The organism is Lolliginicoccus lacisalsi, assembly GCF_014841105.1.
Lineage (GTDB): Bacteria > Actinomycetota > Actinomycetes > Mycobacteriales > Mycobacteriaceae > Lolliginicoccus > Lolliginicoccus lacisalsi.
The window spans coordinates 285,287-300,705 of the sequence record NZ_JACYWE010000003.1 but is presented as its reverse complement, the minus strand read 5'-3'; the positions used below and the strand labels follow the sequence as shown (position 1 = coordinate 300,705).

14 protein-coding genes and 1 pseudogene are annotated in these 15,419 nt (G+C 68.4%); 8 read left to right on the top strand and 7 right to left on the bottom strand.

Features of this window, described 5'->3' with window-relative positions; all coding sequences use genetic code 11:
- Positions 1–18 precede the first annotated feature (18 nt).
- Positions 19–1,025: pseudogene (locus HT102_RS07080) on the bottom strand (4-hydroxy-3-methylbut-2-enyl diphosphate reductase).
- Positions 1,026–1,115: 90 nt separating this feature from the next.
- Between HT102_RS07080 and HT102_RS07075 the strand changes: the two are divergent.
- The 3 genes from HT102_RS07075 to HT102_RS07065 all read left to right on the top strand — a co-directional run bounded on the left by HT102_RS07075 (position 1,116) and on the right by HT102_RS07065 (position 3,461).
- Entirely contained in the window at positions 1,116–1,745 is a 630-nt protein-coding gene (locus tag HT102_RS07075) for a lipid droplet-associated protein (protein WP_192038694.1), read from the top strand.
- A gap of 80 nt (positions 1,746–1,825) precedes the next feature.
- A complete protein-coding gene (gene xseA / locus HT102_RS07070; RefSeq protein WP_333473323.1) occupies positions 1,826–3,130 on the top strand; it encodes an exodeoxyribonuclease VII large subunit in 1,305 nt (434 codons plus the stop codon).
- 40 nt (positions 3,131–3,170) lie between these two features.
- Positions 3,171–3,461, top strand: coding sequence for an exodeoxyribonuclease VII small subunit (locus HT102_RS07065; protein ID WP_192038692.1), 291 nt, complete (start codon positions 3,171–3,173; stop codon positions 3,459–3,461).
- 345 nt (positions 3,462–3,806) lie between these two features.
- Here HT102_RS07065 and HT102_RS07060 read toward each other — a convergent pair whose 3' ends face one another.
- The gene (locus HT102_RS07060; RefSeq protein ID WP_225443335.1) at positions 3,807–4,400 is read right to left on the bottom strand and encodes a DUF4245 domain-containing protein; all 594 of its coding nucleotides are present in this window, start codon (positions 4,398–4,400) and stop codon (positions 3,807–3,809) included.
- 239 nt (positions 4,401–4,639) lie between these two features.
- Between HT102_RS07060 and glpX the strand changes: the two genes are divergently transcribed.
- From glpX to HT102_RS07045, 3 genes are all read left to right on the top strand, one after another.
- Complete coding sequence (gene glpX / locus HT102_RS07055; RefSeq protein WP_192038690.1) at positions 4,640–5,698, top strand: class II fructose-bisphosphatase; 1,059 nt, start codon at positions 4,640–4,642, stop codon at positions 5,696–5,698.
- 132 nt (positions 5,699–5,830) lie between these two features.
- A complete protein-coding gene (locus HT102_RS07050) occupies positions 5,831–7,222 on the top strand; it encodes a class II fumarate hydratase (RefSeq protein WP_192038689.1) in 1,392 nt (463 codons plus the stop codon).
- Positions 7,223–7,418: 196 nt separating this feature from the next.
- Positions 7,419–7,667 (top strand): hypothetical protein, encoded by a 249-nt coding sequence (locus HT102_RS07045; protein WP_192038688.1) that lies wholly within the window; start codon positions 7,419–7,421, stop codon positions 7,665–7,667.
- A gap of 100 nt (positions 7,668–7,767) precedes the next feature.
- Here the strand turns inward: HT102_RS07045 and HT102_RS07040 are convergent, their stop codons facing one another.
- The 3 genes from HT102_RS07040 to HT102_RS07030 form a co-directional block, all read right to left on the bottom strand.
- The gene (locus HT102_RS07040; RefSeq protein ID WP_192038687.1) at positions 7,768–9,072 is read right to left on the bottom strand and encodes a PhoH family protein; all 1,305 of its coding nucleotides are present in this window, start codon (positions 9,070–9,072) and stop codon (positions 7,768–7,770) included.
- A 257-nt stretch (positions 9,073–9,329) separates the two neighbouring features.
- Entirely contained in the window at positions 9,330–10,631 is a 1,302-nt protein-coding gene (gene glyA, locus HT102_RS07035; RefSeq protein WP_192038686.1) for a serine hydroxymethyltransferase, read from the bottom strand.
- A gap of 116 nt (positions 10,632–10,747) precedes the next feature.
- Positions 10,748–11,992: a DUF885 domain-containing protein gene (locus tag HT102_RS07030; protein ID WP_192038685.1), complete on the bottom strand. Its 1,245-nt coding sequence runs from the start codon at positions 11,990–11,992 to the stop codon at positions 10,748–10,750.
- Positions 11,993–12,194: 202 nt separating this feature from the next.
- On the opposite strand from HT102_RS07030, the gene coaA reads away from it, so the two are divergent.
- Positions 12,195–13,118 (top strand): type I pantothenate kinase, encoded by a 924-nt coding sequence (coaA, locus tag HT102_RS07025; RefSeq protein WP_192038684.1) that lies wholly within the window; start codon positions 12,195–12,197, stop codon positions 13,116–13,118.
- Between the two features lie 18 nt (positions 13,119–13,136).
- Here the strand turns inward: coaA and HT102_RS07020 are convergent, their stop codons facing one another.
- A complete protein-coding gene (locus HT102_RS07020) occupies positions 13,137–13,907 on the bottom strand; it encodes an isoprenyl transferase (protein ID WP_333473322.1) in 771 nt (256 codons plus the stop codon).
- Positions 13,908–14,091: 184 nt separating this feature from the next.
- Here HT102_RS07020 and trhA point away from each other — a divergent pair, with 184 nt between their 5' ends.
- A complete protein-coding gene (gene trhA, locus HT102_RS07015) occupies positions 14,092–14,760 on the top strand; it encodes a PAQR family membrane homeostasis protein TrhA (RefSeq protein WP_192038682.1) in 669 nt (222 codons plus the stop codon).
- Between the two features lie 18 nt (positions 14,761–14,778).
- On the opposite strand, the gene HT102_RS07010 is transcribed toward trhA, so the two are convergent.
- Positions 14,779–15,393: a TetR/AcrR family transcriptional regulator gene (locus HT102_RS07010; RefSeq protein ID WP_192038681.1), complete on the bottom strand. Its 615-nt coding sequence runs from the start codon at positions 15,391–15,393 to the stop codon at positions 14,779–14,781.
- Between the last annotated feature and the right edge of the window lie 26 nt (positions 15,394–15,419).

The window sequence follows — 15,419 nt, the reverse complement described above, 5'->3', positions numbered from 1 at the left end:
AGCGAACCCCAGCCGGGACTAGCCGTTGCGGCGCGCGGTACGGAGCTCACGGGGCAAGGAGAAGACCAGGGTCTCGTTGGCCGTGGTCACTGGCTACACCGTCGCGAAGCCGTGCTCGGCCAGGTACTCGATGACACCCTCGACGAGGATCTCGGGCACCGATGCTCCCGAGGTGATGCCGACCGTCTCGACTCCCTCGAGCCAGCTCGGGTCGCTCTCCTTGGCGTAGTCAACAAGGAAGCTCGCCCGAGCCCCGCATCGAGCGCCACCTCGACCAGCCGCACCGAGATGGAGGAATTGGCCGAGCCCACCACGATGACAAGATCACATTCCGGGGCCATCGCCTTCACTGCAACCTGGCGGTTCTGCGTGGCATAGCAAATATCGTCGCTCGGCGGATCCTGCAGAGTGGGGAACTTCTCCCGCAAGCGCCGGACCGTCTCCATCGTCTCGTCCACGCTCAGCGTGGTCTGGGAAAGCCACACGACACGATTCTCGTCACGCACGGTCACGTCATCCACGGCATGAGGCCCATCGACGAGCTGCACATGGTCCGGGGCCTCCCCGGATGTGCCCTCGACCTCCTCATGCCCGGCATGGCCGATGAGCAGGATGTCGTAGTCATCGCGAGCGAACCGCTTGGCCTCCTGGTGAACCTTGGTGACCAGCGGGCACGTCGCGTCGATCGCGTGCAGGTCGCGCTCCTTGGCGCCCGCATGGACCGTCGGGGCCACCCCGTGGGCCGAGAACACCACGATGGAGCCCTCGGGCACCTCATCGACCTCCTCGACGAAGATCGCACCGCGCTCGGAGAGCGTCTCGACGACATGCTTGTTGTGGACGATCTGCTTGCGCACATACACCGGGGCACCGAACTTGGCGAGCGATTGCTCCACCGTCTCGACCGCGCGATCAACCCCAGCGCAATAGCCGCGCGGCTCCGCGAGCAGGATCCGCTTTCCCTGCCCGGGGGAAGCGGCGCTGCTGACGGACCCGGGAATTCCCATGTTCACTGCCGACGACATGCCTCCAGGGTACGGTGCGCCCGCAAGTTCCCGCGACACGTCGGAGTGGATCTCCTAGAGAACACGGCGGCAATAGGGCACGCTGGAAGCATGAGACGCCCACCTTTCGCCGCACGAGTCATGGCTGGCATCGCCGTCACGCTGGTCGAGGAAACACGACGACTACCCAGCACCGCCGCGACCTTCCCGATGACCGCGGTGAGCCAGGTGCTGCAAACCTCGATGCGGATGCAGCAGAAGATGACGGAGCTGGCCATCAAGGGTGACCAAGCTTTCGTGTGGCTTTACCCACCGCAGGACGAGCCGGAATGGGCGACGTTCGACGAGGACCGCGACAGCGTGAGCACCCTCGCCCGGCCCACCGACTCGCCCGCCCCCAAGGCAGTGACCGCATCCGCCGCCTCGTCAACGTCGAATGGCCGGTTCGCGCTCTACTCCGCGCCGGTCAGCACGGGCAAGGCTGTCGTGCCGCCCCGCCGCCCCGCCGCAGCAGCCTCGAGCCGCGCCATCAGCGTCGCGCTCGAGAACGACGTCTTCGTTCCGGCGATCGCCGCGCGCATCGCCTACGACACCCTCACCCTCGCGCAGCTGCGTGCCCGCCTGCGGAAGCTCTCGCGCGACGAGCTCTCGGAGCTGCTGCGCTACGAGGAGCAGAAGTTCTCGCGCGCCCCGTTCCAGACCATGCTGGCCAACCGGATCTCCACCGTCTCGGGCAGCTAGGCGCAGCAGGCAGCGGCACCGCCACTCGTGATAGCGCGAGCATCCGGACAATGTCGGTGCCGGCTTGTACTGTCGTCCGGGTGAGTTCCCCAGCACAGTCCAGCGGCGGCACCCCGCCACGCACCACCGCGGCCAGCGTCTCGGCCACGGCGAGCGGTTCGGCGGGGGCGAGCTCCGCGGACGAGCCATGGCCTGTCCGCGTCGTTTCCACGAAGATCAAGCAATGGATCGATCGTCTCGGCGGCGTGTGGGTGGAGGGCCAGATCACGCAGCTCAGCCGTCGCCCCGGCACCCGGACGTCGTTCCTGACCCTGCGCGATCCTTCAGCTGATGTATCGCTGCAAGTCACCTGCTCGCCCCGGCTTCTCTCGGAATCCCCGGTCGAGCTAGTGGAGGGCACGCGGGTCGTGGTGTGGGGCAAGCCCACGTTCTATGTCGGCCGCGGCACGTTCTCGCTCCAGGTGACCGAGATCCGCCCCGTCGGCATTGGTGAGCTGCTGGCCCGCATCGAGCGGCTGAAGGCACTGCTGCAGGCCGAGGGATTGTTCGATCCCCGCCTGAAGCGGCCGCTGCCGTTCCTGCCGAACCGGATCGGGCTCATCACTGGGCGCGCGAGTGCTGCGGAGCGCGATGTGGTGTCGGTGAGCGAGCGGCGCTGGCCGGAAGTGAAGTTCGAGATCCGGAACACCGCGGTGCAGGGCGCGGGCGCGGTGGCGCAGATCGTGGAGGCGCTGCGGGAGCTTGACGCGGATCCCGAGATCGATGTGATCATCATCGCGCGAGGCGGCGGGAGCGTGGAGGACCTGCTGCCGTTCTCGGACGAGGCGCTGTGCCGCGCCATCGCCAGCGCCACGACACCCGTGGTGTCCGCGATCGGCCATGAGCCTGACAGCCCGGTGTGCGACCACGTCGCCGATGTACGGGCCGCGACACCCACCGATGCCGCCAAGCGGGTGGTCCCGGACGTGGTGGCGGAGCGCCAGCTCGTGCGGGAGCTTCGGGACCGTTGCGTCTCGGCGCTGCGGACCTGGGTGGTGCGCGAGGAACGCCTGCTCGAGCAGCTACGGACGCGCCCCGTCCTCGCCACGCCCATGGTGATGGTCGACCAGCACCGCGAGGACATCGCCCTGCACCGCGAGCGCGCGCGCCGGGAGCTTTCCCGGGCCCTGGATGTTGCGGGCTCCGAGATCTCGCACGTCCGGGCCAGGCTGGCCGCCCTCGGCCCCGCAGCAACATTGGCACGCGGCTACGCGGTAGTGCAGGAAGTCCCGGCTGACGGCCCGGCACGAGTGATCACCTCGGTCGCGCAGGCCACAGCGGGCACCGAGGTCCGGGTACGCGTGACCGACGGTGTGTTCCGCGCCACCTCCCGCGGCTCCGAATAGCACGAGCACCCCCCGAACCGACAACGAAAGGTCCCCGATCATGTCGCAGGCCGAGCAGATCACCCCCGAGCAGATCCAGGCGCGCCCGGCGACCGCCACGCTTGGCTACGAGCGTGCCCGCGATGAACTGGTCGACATCGTTCGCGTGCTGGAGCAAGGCGGCCTCGATCTCGATACGTCGATCACCCTCTGGGAACGTGGCGAGCAACTCGCTGATCGCTGCGAGGAGCATCTGTCCGGCGCGCGCAACCGCATCGAGACCGCCATCGCGGCGCGCGCCGATGCGGACGGCGACGGGGGCAGCACTGAGGGCGATCCTGACAAGGAATGACCGCGGTGCGGCGCGCTAGCAGCCGCGCTCGCCAGCGACGGGATGGCCGCCGGTAGCCGCGGGAGGGGCGCCGGTAGCCGCGGGAGGGGCCAGTAACCGCGGGAGGGGCGCCGGTAGCCGCGGGAGGGGCCAGTAGCCGCAGGAGGGGTCAGTAACCGCAAACGCGATAGAAGCGGCCGAGAACCCGGTGGTATTTCTATCGCGTTTGGCGCTTTCCAGTGCTTTTGCCGCCAGCCAGGCCCGCCGGAGCCCGCCGGAGCCCGTCGGCGGCCGCCAGCCAGCACCGCCCAGCGCCGCCAGCCAGGCCCGCCGGAGCCCGCCAGCGCAGCCCAGCCGGGCCCCGCTCTAGTCGAGGGGCTCGGCGGCCATGACGGCCTCGGCCATGGTGGTGAACTGCGCCTCGGTGGCACTGCCGGTCATGGCGATGCGCACGTCGTCGAGGTCGGCGAGCCAGATGGGCTCGTTGTTGCCGGCGCGGTAGAGGGTCCAGGTGGTGCCGTCGACGGTCTCGCTGCCGATGATGTTGCTGGCATCGCCGTAGTGGTATTCCACGAGCCGCTCGGCGCTGATGCCGGACTGGCTGTAGCGCAGGTAGAGGTTGTCGTCGGTGACGTAGCCGATCCAGGTGACGGTTCCGCCGCCATCCTCCTCCAGCTCGACGCGCTGCCCGGAGTTGGGCTGCCATTCCGAGGGCGCGTCGGGGATGCGGATGGGGAAGTCGACGACGGTGGCGTCGTACTCGAGGGCGAGCGTCTCGTCGATGCTGCCGACGGGGGCCGGGTCGGGGTTGCTCCACAAGCCGGAGATGCCGGCGACGAGCGCGATGAGGATGACGAGCGGGATCATCGTGAGGAGCATGTCCCGATGGTTCTGCAGGATCCTGGGTTTGTTCGACGCCACGGGGCCCAGTATTCCAAACTTCCGGCCGGGATCCCGCATCGCAGCGCCACGCGCCTCGCGGCAGTGGCGAGCATCTCGTGGCTGCGCCTGTCGCCTCGCAGCTACCGTCCGCCCAGGGCCAGCGGTTTGTGCTTGCATCCGCCACGACATGTTGCGCCTGCCGCCCACTTGGGTGGGGTTTCTCTGGAAGAATGCGAGCGAGCACATCCTGACGCTGTCGGCTCGTCGCTTCTCGGGGCGCCGGGCGCGGCGACAAACCTGAGGGAGGCACCTCGTCCATGACGACCATTTCCGGTGGCAAATCCACCCCTGATCCTTTGCTGAACCCCAAGCCTGACCGCAATCTCGCGCTGGAGCTCGTGCGTGTCACGGAAGCGGGCGCGATGGCTGCGGGCCGGTGGGTTGGCCGGGGCGCCAAGGAAGGCGGGGATGGCGCTGCGGTGGATGCGATGCGCCAGCTCGTGAGCACGGTGACGATGCGCGGCACAGTGGTCATCGGGGAGGGCGAGAAGGACGAGGCCCCGATGCTCTACAACGGCGAGGAGGTCGGCAACGGCGACGGCCCGGAGGTGGATGTCGCTGTCGATCCCATCGATGGCACGACGTTGATGGCGAAGGGCATGCCGAACGCGATCTCGGTGCTCGCGGTGTCCGAGCGCGGCGCGATGTTCGATCCTTCGGCGGTGTTCTACATGGAGAAGATCGCGGTGGGGCCGGATGCCGCGGATGTCATCGACATCAATGATCCAGTGAAGGCGAACATCCAGCGGGTCGCGAAGGCGCACAAGTCGAGCGTGGGCGATGTGGTGGTGTGCATCCTGGATCGTCCGCGGCATGCGAAGCTGATCCAGGAGGTCCGGGAGACCGGGGCCCGGATCCGGTTGATCTCGGATGGCGACGTGGCGGGCGCTATCGCTACGGCCCGCCCGGATTCCGGCACGGACATGCTGATGGGCATCGGTGGCACCCCGGAGGGCATCATCGCGGCCGCGGCGATGCGCTGCCTGGGCGGCACCCTGGTGGGCCGGCTCGCGCCGAAGGATGACGACGAGCGCCAGAAGGCGCTTGACCGCGGCTACGACCTCGACCAGGTATTGCTGACGGAGGATCTGGTCGCTGGCGACAATGTCTTCTTCGTGGCGACGGGGATCACTGATGGTGATCTGCTGCGTGGCGTGCGCTACCGCGCCGGGGGCGCGACGACCCAGTCGATCGTGATGCGCTCGAAGTCGGGCACGGTGCGGATGATCGAGGCCTATCATCGCCTGACGAAGCTGAAGTCGTACTCCAGCATTGATTTCGAGGGAGATGGCACGGCGTTCCCGCCGCTGCCGTGATCGCCGGCGAGGGGCGCTGGCGCCCGGTGCGCCGCCTCCCCCGCTGCCCTCACCATCCTTGATGGGCGGGGGCAGCAGTATTGTGCACGAAGAGCAAGGCCTGAGAGCAAAGTCGACCATCCCGGAGGAACCGTGGCTGAACAGCAGTACCGCATCGAGCACGACACCATGGGAGAGGTGCATGTCCCTGTCGACGCGTTGTGGCGCGCTCAGACGCAGCGCGCGGTGGAGAACTTTCCCATCAGTGGCCGTGGCCTCGAGCGCACGCAGATCCGCGCGATGGGCCTGCTGAAGGCCGCGTGCGCCAAGGTGAACAAGGATCTCGGGCTGCTCCCGGCCGAGCAGGCCGACGCGATCATCGCGGCGGCCAACGAGATCGCCGAGGGCAAGCACGATGACCAGTTCCCCATCGATGTGTTCCAGACCGGCTCCGGCACGAGCTCGAACATGAACAGCAACGAGGTGATCGCGTCGATCGCCGCGCTGAACGGCGTCACCGTCCACCCGAACGATCATGTGAACATGTCGCAGTCGTCGAACGATACGTTCCCCACGGCGACGCATCTCGCGGCTACCGAGGCCGCTGTGAAGACGCTCATCCCCGCGCTCGAGCACCTGCACAAGGCGTTGCAGGCGAAGTCCGTGGAGTGGAAGAACGTGGTGAAGTCCGGCCGCACGCACCTGATGGATGCGGTGCCGGTGACGCTGGGCCAGGAGTTCGGTGGCTACGCCCGGCAGATCGAGGCCGGTGTCGAGCGGGTCAAGGCGACGCTCCCCCGCCTGGGCGAGCTGCCGATCGGCGGCACCGCCGTGGGCAGCGGGCTCAATGCTCCGGACAAGTTCGGCGCGAAGGTCGTCAAGGAGCTGAAGAAGTCGACGGGCCTGTCGGAGCTGCGCGAGGCTGCTGATCACTTCGAGGCGCAAGCTGCCCGGGATGGGCTCGTGGAGGCCTCGGGCGCGCTCAAGACGATCGCGGTGTCGCTGACCAAGATCGCCAACGACATCCGCTGGATGGGCTCCGGGCCGCTCACGGGCCTCGGAGAGCTCCAGCTGCCGGACCTGCAGCCGGGCTCGTCGATCATGCCGGGCAAGGTCAACCCGGTCATCCCCGAGGCAGTGACGCAGGTGGGCGCGCAGATCATCGGCAATGATGCGGCGGTCACGTGGGGCGGTGGCAATGGCGCGTTCGAGCTCAACGTCTACATCCCGATGATGGCGCGCAATGTGCTCGAGTCGTTCACGCTGCTGTCGAACGTGTCGCGGATCTTCGCGGATCGCTGCGTGGCCGGCCTAGTGGCCAACACCGAGCACCTCAAGGAGCTCGCGGAGTCGTCGCCGTCGATCGTAACGCCGCTCAACAGCGCGATCGGCTACGAGGAGGCCGCCGCGGTCGCGAAGGAAGCGCTCAAGGAGAAGAAGACGATCCGGCAGGCGGTGATCGACCGCGGCCTGGTGCCGGAGAAGCTGTCCGAGGCCGAGCTCGACAAGCGCCTCGATGTGCTGGCGATGGCGAAGGTCAAGTAAGCACGACGCATAGCTCCTGGCTGCCCGGTGGTGGACGTGGTCCACTTCCGGGCAGCCGTTGATGCACAGGAGGTCTCGTCTGCGTTGCGTTCCGGTTGAGGCGCCCGGAACCGGCGCGGTGGCGTGCTACCAATGCTGGAGCGGCCGTGTGAGCTCGGCCAGTATCGCAAAGCGCGGACAACGATTGGAGCGGCCAATGCTGGATGCATTCCTCGATGGAGGATTCGACCTGCTCGGCATCGTGGGTGGCGATGCCTTGAACGAGGTCTTCGGCGAGATCTTCGGGCAGGTCTCGACCGGGATGCTTGACACGATCCTCGCCACCCTGTCCGAGTCGGGCAGCCTCGACCAGCTCGACACGATGTCGTTCGGCGAAGCACCTGCTGATGATCTCGGCACCACCGCCCCGCTGGAGCCCGGCGACGACCTCACCGGCGAGGAGTAGCCAGGCGCCGCCGCTCCCCCAGCGGATCGCCCCAGTAGCAGGAGCCACGGCCCCGGGATCTTCCCGGGGCCGTGGATCGTGCTGGTTCGATCGTGGAGGGTCAGCTCTCCAGCAGGTCGGTCACGAGCGCCGCGATGGGCGAGCGCTCGCTGCGCGTCAGGGTGATGTGCGCGAACAAGGGATGGCCCTTGAGCTTCTCGATGACCGCGGCGACCCCATCGAACCGGCCGACGCGGAGGTTATCGCGCTGCGCGACATCGTGGGTGAGCACGACGCGCGAGCCGGTTCCGAGCCGGGAGAGCACGGTGAGCAGCACGTTGCGCTCCAGCGACTGCGCCTCGTCGACGATGACGAACGAATCGTGGAGGCTGCGTCCACGGATGTGGGTGAGCGGCAGGACCTCGAGCATGCCGCGCGAGAGCACCTCCTCGATCACGTTCGGGCTCGCGAGCCCCTCGAGCGTGTCGAACACGGCCTGTGCCCACGGCCCCATCTTCTCGTTCTCGCTGCCGGGCAGGTAGCCGAGCTCCTGCCCGCCGACGGCGTAGAGGGGGCGGAACACCACGATCTTGCGGTGGTGGCCATGCTCGAGGACGGATTCGAGCCCGGCGCACAGCGCGAGCGCGGACTTGCCGGTTCCCGCGCGGCCGCCGAGTGAGACGATGCCGACGCTGTCATCGAGGAGGATGTCGAGGGCGATGCGCTGCTCGGCGGACCTGCCGTGCAGGCCGAAGGCCTCGCGGTCGCCCCGGACGAGCTTGACGGTCTTGTCGGCGGTGACGCGGCCCAGGGCGCTCGAGTGCGCCGAGAGCAGCCGCAGCCCGGTGTGGCAGGGCAGTTCGCGGGCCTCGTCGAGATCGATCTCGCCGGCGGTGAACAGCGTGTCGATGGTGGTGCGGTCGACGGAGACCTCGGTCATGCCGGTCCAGCCGGAGATGACGACGTCATGGGCGTGGTACTCGTCGGCGCGCAGGCCCACGGCCCCGGCCTTCACGCGCAGCGGGATGTCCTTGCTGACGAGCACCACATCCTGCCCCTCCGCGGCGAGGTTGAGCGCGCACGCGAGGATGCGGGAGTCGTTGGTCTCGGTGCGGAACCCGGTGGGCAGCACGTCGGGATCGATGTGGTTGAGCTCGACGCGGAGGGTGCCGCCCTGGGTGCCGACGGGCACGGGGCTGTCGAGCCGTCCGTGCTCGGTGCGGAGATCCTCGAGGGTGCGGAGGGATTCCCGCGCGAACCAGCCGAGCTCGGGGTGGTGCCGCTTGGCCTCGAGCTCGCCGATCACGACGAGGGGCAGGACGATGTGGTGCTCGTCGAACCGCGCGAGCGCCCTCGGGTCGGACAGCAGGACCGACGTGTCGAGGACATATGTGCGGACGGAACGTGCAGTGTTCGTCACGGTCACGGGCGCTCCTTTGCCCACGCGCACCAGTGTGGGCGGTCTCGCTGTGGCCGGGATGGTCCGCGCGCCGGGTCGGGTGCCGACCCTTTCGTGATGGCGGTCAGGGCTTCCCGGGTAGGCACGTGATGTGGCCTACAACGGCGACGGTACCGGTCGCTCGTTGTCGCGGTGACGGCATGACGGTAAACGTTGGGTGAACCGTTACAAAAGGCGGCGAGACCACCGTTCACCTGTGGTTTCGCCGCCTTCGGAAGTGCTTGTCAGCCGATGAGGCGCCAGTCCTCGAGGCCCTCGTACAGCGGGAGGTCCTTGGCCAGCGCGCTGACCTCGCCCCGCAGCTTGTCGACATCGGCGGCGCCGGTGAGCGCGCGGGCGATGATGTCGGCGACCTTGCTGAACTCGGCGTCGCCGAATCCGCGGGTGGCGAGCGCGGCGGTGCCGATGCGCAGGCCGGAGGTGACCATCGGAGGGCGCGGGTCGAACGGCACGGCGTTGCGGTTGACGGTGATGCCGGCCTCGTGGAGGAGGTCCTCGGCCTGCTTGCCGTCGAGCTCGGAATCACGCAGGTCAACGAGCACGAGGTGCACGTCGGTGCCGCCGGTGAGGACGGTGATGCCCTTGTCCGCGACGTCGCTGTGGGTGAGGCGCTCAGCGATGATCCGGGCACCGGAGAGGGTGCGTTGCTGGCGCTGCGCGAACTCCTCGGTCCCCGCGATCTTGAACGCGACGGCCTTCGCGGCGATCGCATGCATCAGCGGGCCGCCCTGCTGCCCGGGGAACACCGCCGAGTTGATGGGCTTCTCCCACTCCTTGGTGCCCATGATCAGTCCCGAGCGGGGCCCGCCGAGGGTCTTGTGGACGGTGGTGGAGACGATATCGGCGTGCGGCACGGGCGAGGGGTGCAGGCCCGCTGCGACGAGGCCGGCGAAGTGGGCCATGTCCACCCACAGCTTCGCGCCGACCTCATCGGCGATGGCGCGGAACGCGGCGAAGTCCTGCTGGCGGGGGTAGGCGGACCAGCCGGCGACGATGACCTCGGGGCGGAACTCGAGCGCCTTCGCGCGGATCGCGTCCATGTCCACACGGAAGGTGGTGGGATCGACGCCGTAGAAGCCGACCTCGTAGAGCTTGCCGGAGAAGTTGAGGCGCATGCCGTGGGTGAGGTGCCCGCCGTGGGCGAGGTCGAGGCCCATCAGCCGCTGCCCCGGCTTCATCAGCGCGTGCAGCACGGCAGCGTTGGCCTGCGCGCCCGCATGGGGCTGCACATTCGCGAACTCGGCGCCGAACAGGGCCTTGGCGCGGTCGCGCGCGAGGTTCTCGACGACGTCCACGTGCTCGCAGCCGCCGTAGTAGCGGCGCCCCGGGTAGCCTTCCGCGTACTTGTTGGTCAGGACGGAGCCCTGTGCCTGCAGCACCGCGCGGGGCACGAAGTTCTCGGAGGCGATCATCTCGAGGGTGTCGCGCTGCCTCGCGAGCTCACCAGCCATCGCCGCCGCGACGTCGGGATCGACCTCCGCGAGCGAAGCGGTGAAGCTCGAAGCGGCAACGGGTGCAGCAGTCATCAGTGAATCTCCTGGGGTTTTCGTTCGTGGCGACGTCGATCGCGCGAAGCCTGACCAAGTGTACGGAACTTCGCAGCCCCGGTGAAACCCGCCACAACCGACCCGCGGCGAACGGCTCAGCGCCCGGCCCGGGCCAGATCGGCGCGCAATGCGCCCGGGAGCAGCGGCTCGTCGAGCAACCGGGCGAACCGCTCCCCCTTGCCTGCCTGCCCGGGCTCCGGGGTGCTCGCGACGTCGAGGCGCAGCCAGTCGCGCAGGAGCTGGTAGCCCTCCACATAGGTGCTCACGTACGCCCGCCACAGCGGCGAGGTGAGGAACCGCAGGGTCTGGCGGGAGCGCTGCGGCGTGATGAGCAGCCAACGCTGCAGGAACGCCGCCACCTCGTCGGCATCGGCGTGCCGGTCATGCAGCATGATCGCCGCATCCTGGCGGACCGTCAGCAACCCGGACGCCGCCGTCGCGATGCGCTGCGCGCGCTCGCCATCGAACCGGATGCCCAGGTCGGCGTAGATCTCTTGTGCCCAGGTGCCCCACTGCTCCCCGGTGGCGGCGCGCAGCGCGAGGTCCGCGAGCCCCTCCGCCATCAGGCATTGCGGGGTGTTGACCAGGAATATGGTCTGCTCCGCCTGCCCCTGCTCCACGAGGGCGATGTCCTTGTGGCAGTGCTCGGTGTGGTGGCCGGGGTAGGCCTCGTGCGCGATCAGGTGCGGCAGCGAGGAGGTGTGCTGCCGCAGGTCCGCGTTGATGGCGACGGTGGAGCGGAACCTGCCCTCGTAGTAGTTGAACCCCGACCAGGGCTTGTCGGTGACGACGTCGAACACGACCTGCTCGCTGGCGGGCAGTCCGAAGCGGGTCCGTACGATGTCGCGCAGCGCGCTGGAGAAGGCCGCCACGCATTCCTCGAGCCGCTCGGGCGGGATCTCCTCGCTGGCCCGGTGGGCGCGCATCCGGTCGGCGATATCCCCGGCGCCCGGGAGCAGCGCGTCGAGATCGCGGTGGGCCTGCCGGTACTGATCTGGGTCACCGAGCCCGATCTCGACATCGAAGTAGTCACGGACCTCGTCGATGAAGGCGCCCTCCTCGCCGGCGAGCTTGCGCCCGGAGCATTCGAGCGCGCGCAGGTGCGTGGAGATGAACTCCCGCCGCTGCGGGGGCAGATCGCTCTGGTCCACATTGGCGCGGAGGCGGCGGGCCTCGGCGGCGAGGCGCGCGGGATCGGGCGCGGGCTCATCGAGGACCTCGCGCCGCAGCGCGGGATCGCCGGTGTAGGCATCGACGAAGCCTTCCTCGATCCTGTCGAACCGCAGCCCGAGCCGCAGGTAGTCGTTGACGAGTCCGTCCGTGGGCGCCGCGCTGTCCATGATCGTCCACGATATCGGCAACGCGGCCATGGCGGCCGAGGTACTGGATGCGCAGCGGGTCGCAGGGGCTAGGATCTGCCTGTAGGGCCGCGTGGGCAGGGCATCGGGCCAAGCACGAGGAGTTGACGATCAGTTCGAACATCGGTGAGCGCACGGCATCCAGGTCCGGCGCCCGGCACGACGCCAGCGAGGGGGCTTGTCGATGAGCGAGCCGAGCCCGTATGTGGCGTTCACCCGCGACCAATGGCGAGGGCTGCGCAAGTCGCAGCCGATGGTGCTGACCGAGGATGAGCTGCGCGGCCTGCGCGGACTCGGCGAGCAGATCGACCTAGCAGAGGTGGAGGAGGTCTACCTGCCGTTGTCGCGGCTGATCCACCTGCAGGTGGCGGCCCGCCAGCGCCTGTTCGCCGCCACCGCGACCTTCCTCGGCGAGGCGCACCCTGACCAGCAGGTCCCGTTCGTCATCGGCGTCGCCGGCAGTGTCGCGGTGGGCAAGTCCACGACGGCGCGCGTGCTGCAGGCGCTGCTGGCGCGCTGGGAGAACCACCCCCGGGTGGACCTGGTGACCACGGATGGATTCCTGCATTCGACGAAGGAGCTGCAGCGGCGCGGCATCATGAACCGCAAGGGGTTCCCTGATAGCTATGACCGGCGCGCGCTGCTGCGCTTCGTCACCGAGGTCAAGTCGGGTGCCGCGGAGGTCTCGGCGCCGGTGTACTCCCACCATGCCTATGACATCGTGGCCGGGGCGCGGCATGTGGTGCGCCAGCCCGACATCCTGATCATCGAGGGCCTCAATGTGCTGCAGACAGGCCCGACGCTGATGGTCTCGGACCTGTTCGATTTCTCCATCTACGTCGATGCGCGCATCGAGGACATCGAGGACTGGTACATCCAGCGGTTCCTGACGCTGCGCAAGACAGCATTCGCCGATCCGCGCTCGCACTTCCACCACTACTCGTCGCTGTCCGATGAGGACGCGCGCGCGAAGGCGTCCGAGATCTGGGCGTCGATCAACTATCCGAACCTCGTGGAGAACATCCTGCCGACTCGTCCCCGGGCGACGCTGGTGCTGCGCAAGGACCACAACCACCGGATCAACAGGCTGCGGCTGCGCAAGCTGTGATCGCGCCGCCGGTGCTGGTCAGCGGCCGAATCGCCGGTGACGGGCGCCGTAGTCGCGCAGGGCGCGCAGGAAGTCCACGCGCCGGAACTCGGGCCAGTAGGCCTCGGTGAACCAGATCTCGGAGTAGGCGCTCTGCCACAGCAGGAACCCGGAGAGGCGTTGCTCGCCGGAGGTGCGGATGACGAGGTCGGGGTCGGGCTGCCCGGAGGTGTAGAGGTGGTCGGCGATGCCTTCGACGGTGAGGGAATCGATGAGCTCGTCGCCGGACTTTCCGTCGGAGATGGCGCGGGCGAGCAGCGCGCGCACGGCGTCGGAGATCTCCTGGCGGCCGCCATAGCCAACCGCGACGTTGACGTGGGTGCCCGTGCGGCCGCGGGTGCGCCGGGCGGCTTCCTGGAGGCGGTGGGCGGCTGCCTCGGGGAGGAGCTCCATGGCGCCGACGACGCGGACGCGCCAGTTCTTCCCGGGGCCGGAGATCTCCTCGACAACGTCGGTGATGATCTCGAGGAGAGCGGCGAGCTCATCAGGGTCGCGGTGGAGGTTCTCGGTGGAGAGCAGATAGATCGTGGTGAGGCCGACACCGGCCTCGTCGCACCATTCGAGCATCTCGGCGATCTTGCGGGCGCCCATGCGGTAGCCGTGGCTGACGTCGGTGAATCCTGCCGCGCGTGCCCAGCGGCGGTTTCCGTCGCAGAGGACGGCGATGTGCTTGGGGCGCTGCATGCCTTCGAGCTTCCGGAGGAGTCGCTGCTCATAGAGCCGGTACACCGTTGTGGACGGTTGCTTCACGATTCGATCACCACGGTGAGGTAGCCTACGCCGCTTGTTCGGCGGCATTGTGCGACTCGGGAGGAGGAGAATGGATTGACGACGGGTTGATCGCGCCACATAATAAGTTACTGCTGCGTAACCTACGCTACCGTAACTAGCGTTCCTGCCCGATCGAACAGCCCTGAAGGAGGCGACGGCTCCCATGTCATCGATCGTCGAGGCGCTCAAGCCGCTCAAGCCGCGCATGCGCGGGTGGATACATCTCTACGCGTTCGGCATCTCGATCCTCACCGGCATCGCCCTCGTCTCCGTGGTCGGTGCCCTGGAGGACTCGCGCGCCCTGCTCGCGGTGTCGATCTACAGCGTCACGCTCTCCGCCCTGTTCGGGGTGAGCGCGCTCTACCACCGTGTGACCTGGAAGTCTCCCGCCAAGCGCATCTGGATGAAGCGGGCCGATCACTCGATGATCTTCCTGTTCATCGCCGGCAGCTACACGCCGTTCTGCATGCTCGCGCTGCCCGAGGACACCGGTCGCCTCATCCTCACCGTGGTCTGGGCCGGCGCGCTCGCCGGGGTCGCGCAGAAGATGCTGTGGCCCCGGTCGCCGGCATGGCTGGGCGTGCCGCTCTACATCCTGCTGGGCTGGGCGGTCGCTTTCGTCATTCCGGATCTCGTCGCCGAGGCCGGGGTGGCCCCCTTGGTGCTGCTCGCCGTGGGCGGCGCGTTCTATAGCGTCGGCGCGGTGCTCTACGCCACCAAGTGGCCGAACCCATGGCCCACCACTTTCGGCCACCACGAGTTCTTCCACGCCGCGACCGTCATCGCCGCGCTCTGCCACTACATCGCGATCTGGCTCGTCGCCCTCAGCTAGCCCGCCCGCGCGTCGAGGTCAGCCCTCGATCGCGCGCACCGCGCGGATGATCGTCGCCATCGCCTCGTCGAGCAACTCGGCGAGGCGATCGTCGTATCCGGTGTCGGCCCAGTGGCGGATCGCGGCCACGAGCCCGGCGACCACCATCGCGGCGATCATCCGGGTCCGCAGCCCTGCCCCGCCCGCCGCGCCGCGCGCGTCGAGGGCCGAGCGGATCAACGACTCGAACTCGGCCATCTGGAGAGTCATGGCAGCGTGAACGCTGTCCTCGTTGAGCATGACGCGCAGCCGCCGGGCGATGTCGTCGACCTCGCCGCTTTCCCAGCCCGCCATGATGGCGGCCATTCCCGCCCGCATCGCCTCGAGCGCCTCGACGACGGTTCCGGGGGCCGCGGCGAGGAACGCGAGGAGCTGGGGATCGTAGTCATCATGCAGGACGAGCTGTTCCTTGGTGCCGAAGTAGCGGTACACGGAGCTCGGTGAGGTCTCGGCGGCGCGGGCGATCTGCTCGATGGTGACGTTCTGGTAGCCCTGCTCCTCGAAGAGGTCCAGCGCGGCGTGCTGGATGCGGCGCATGGCTTCGGCCTTCTTGCGCTGGCGCAGCCCGGGTTCACGGTGCGTGGTGGGGCTCATGGCACCATGCTAGCGAATTCTGAAAG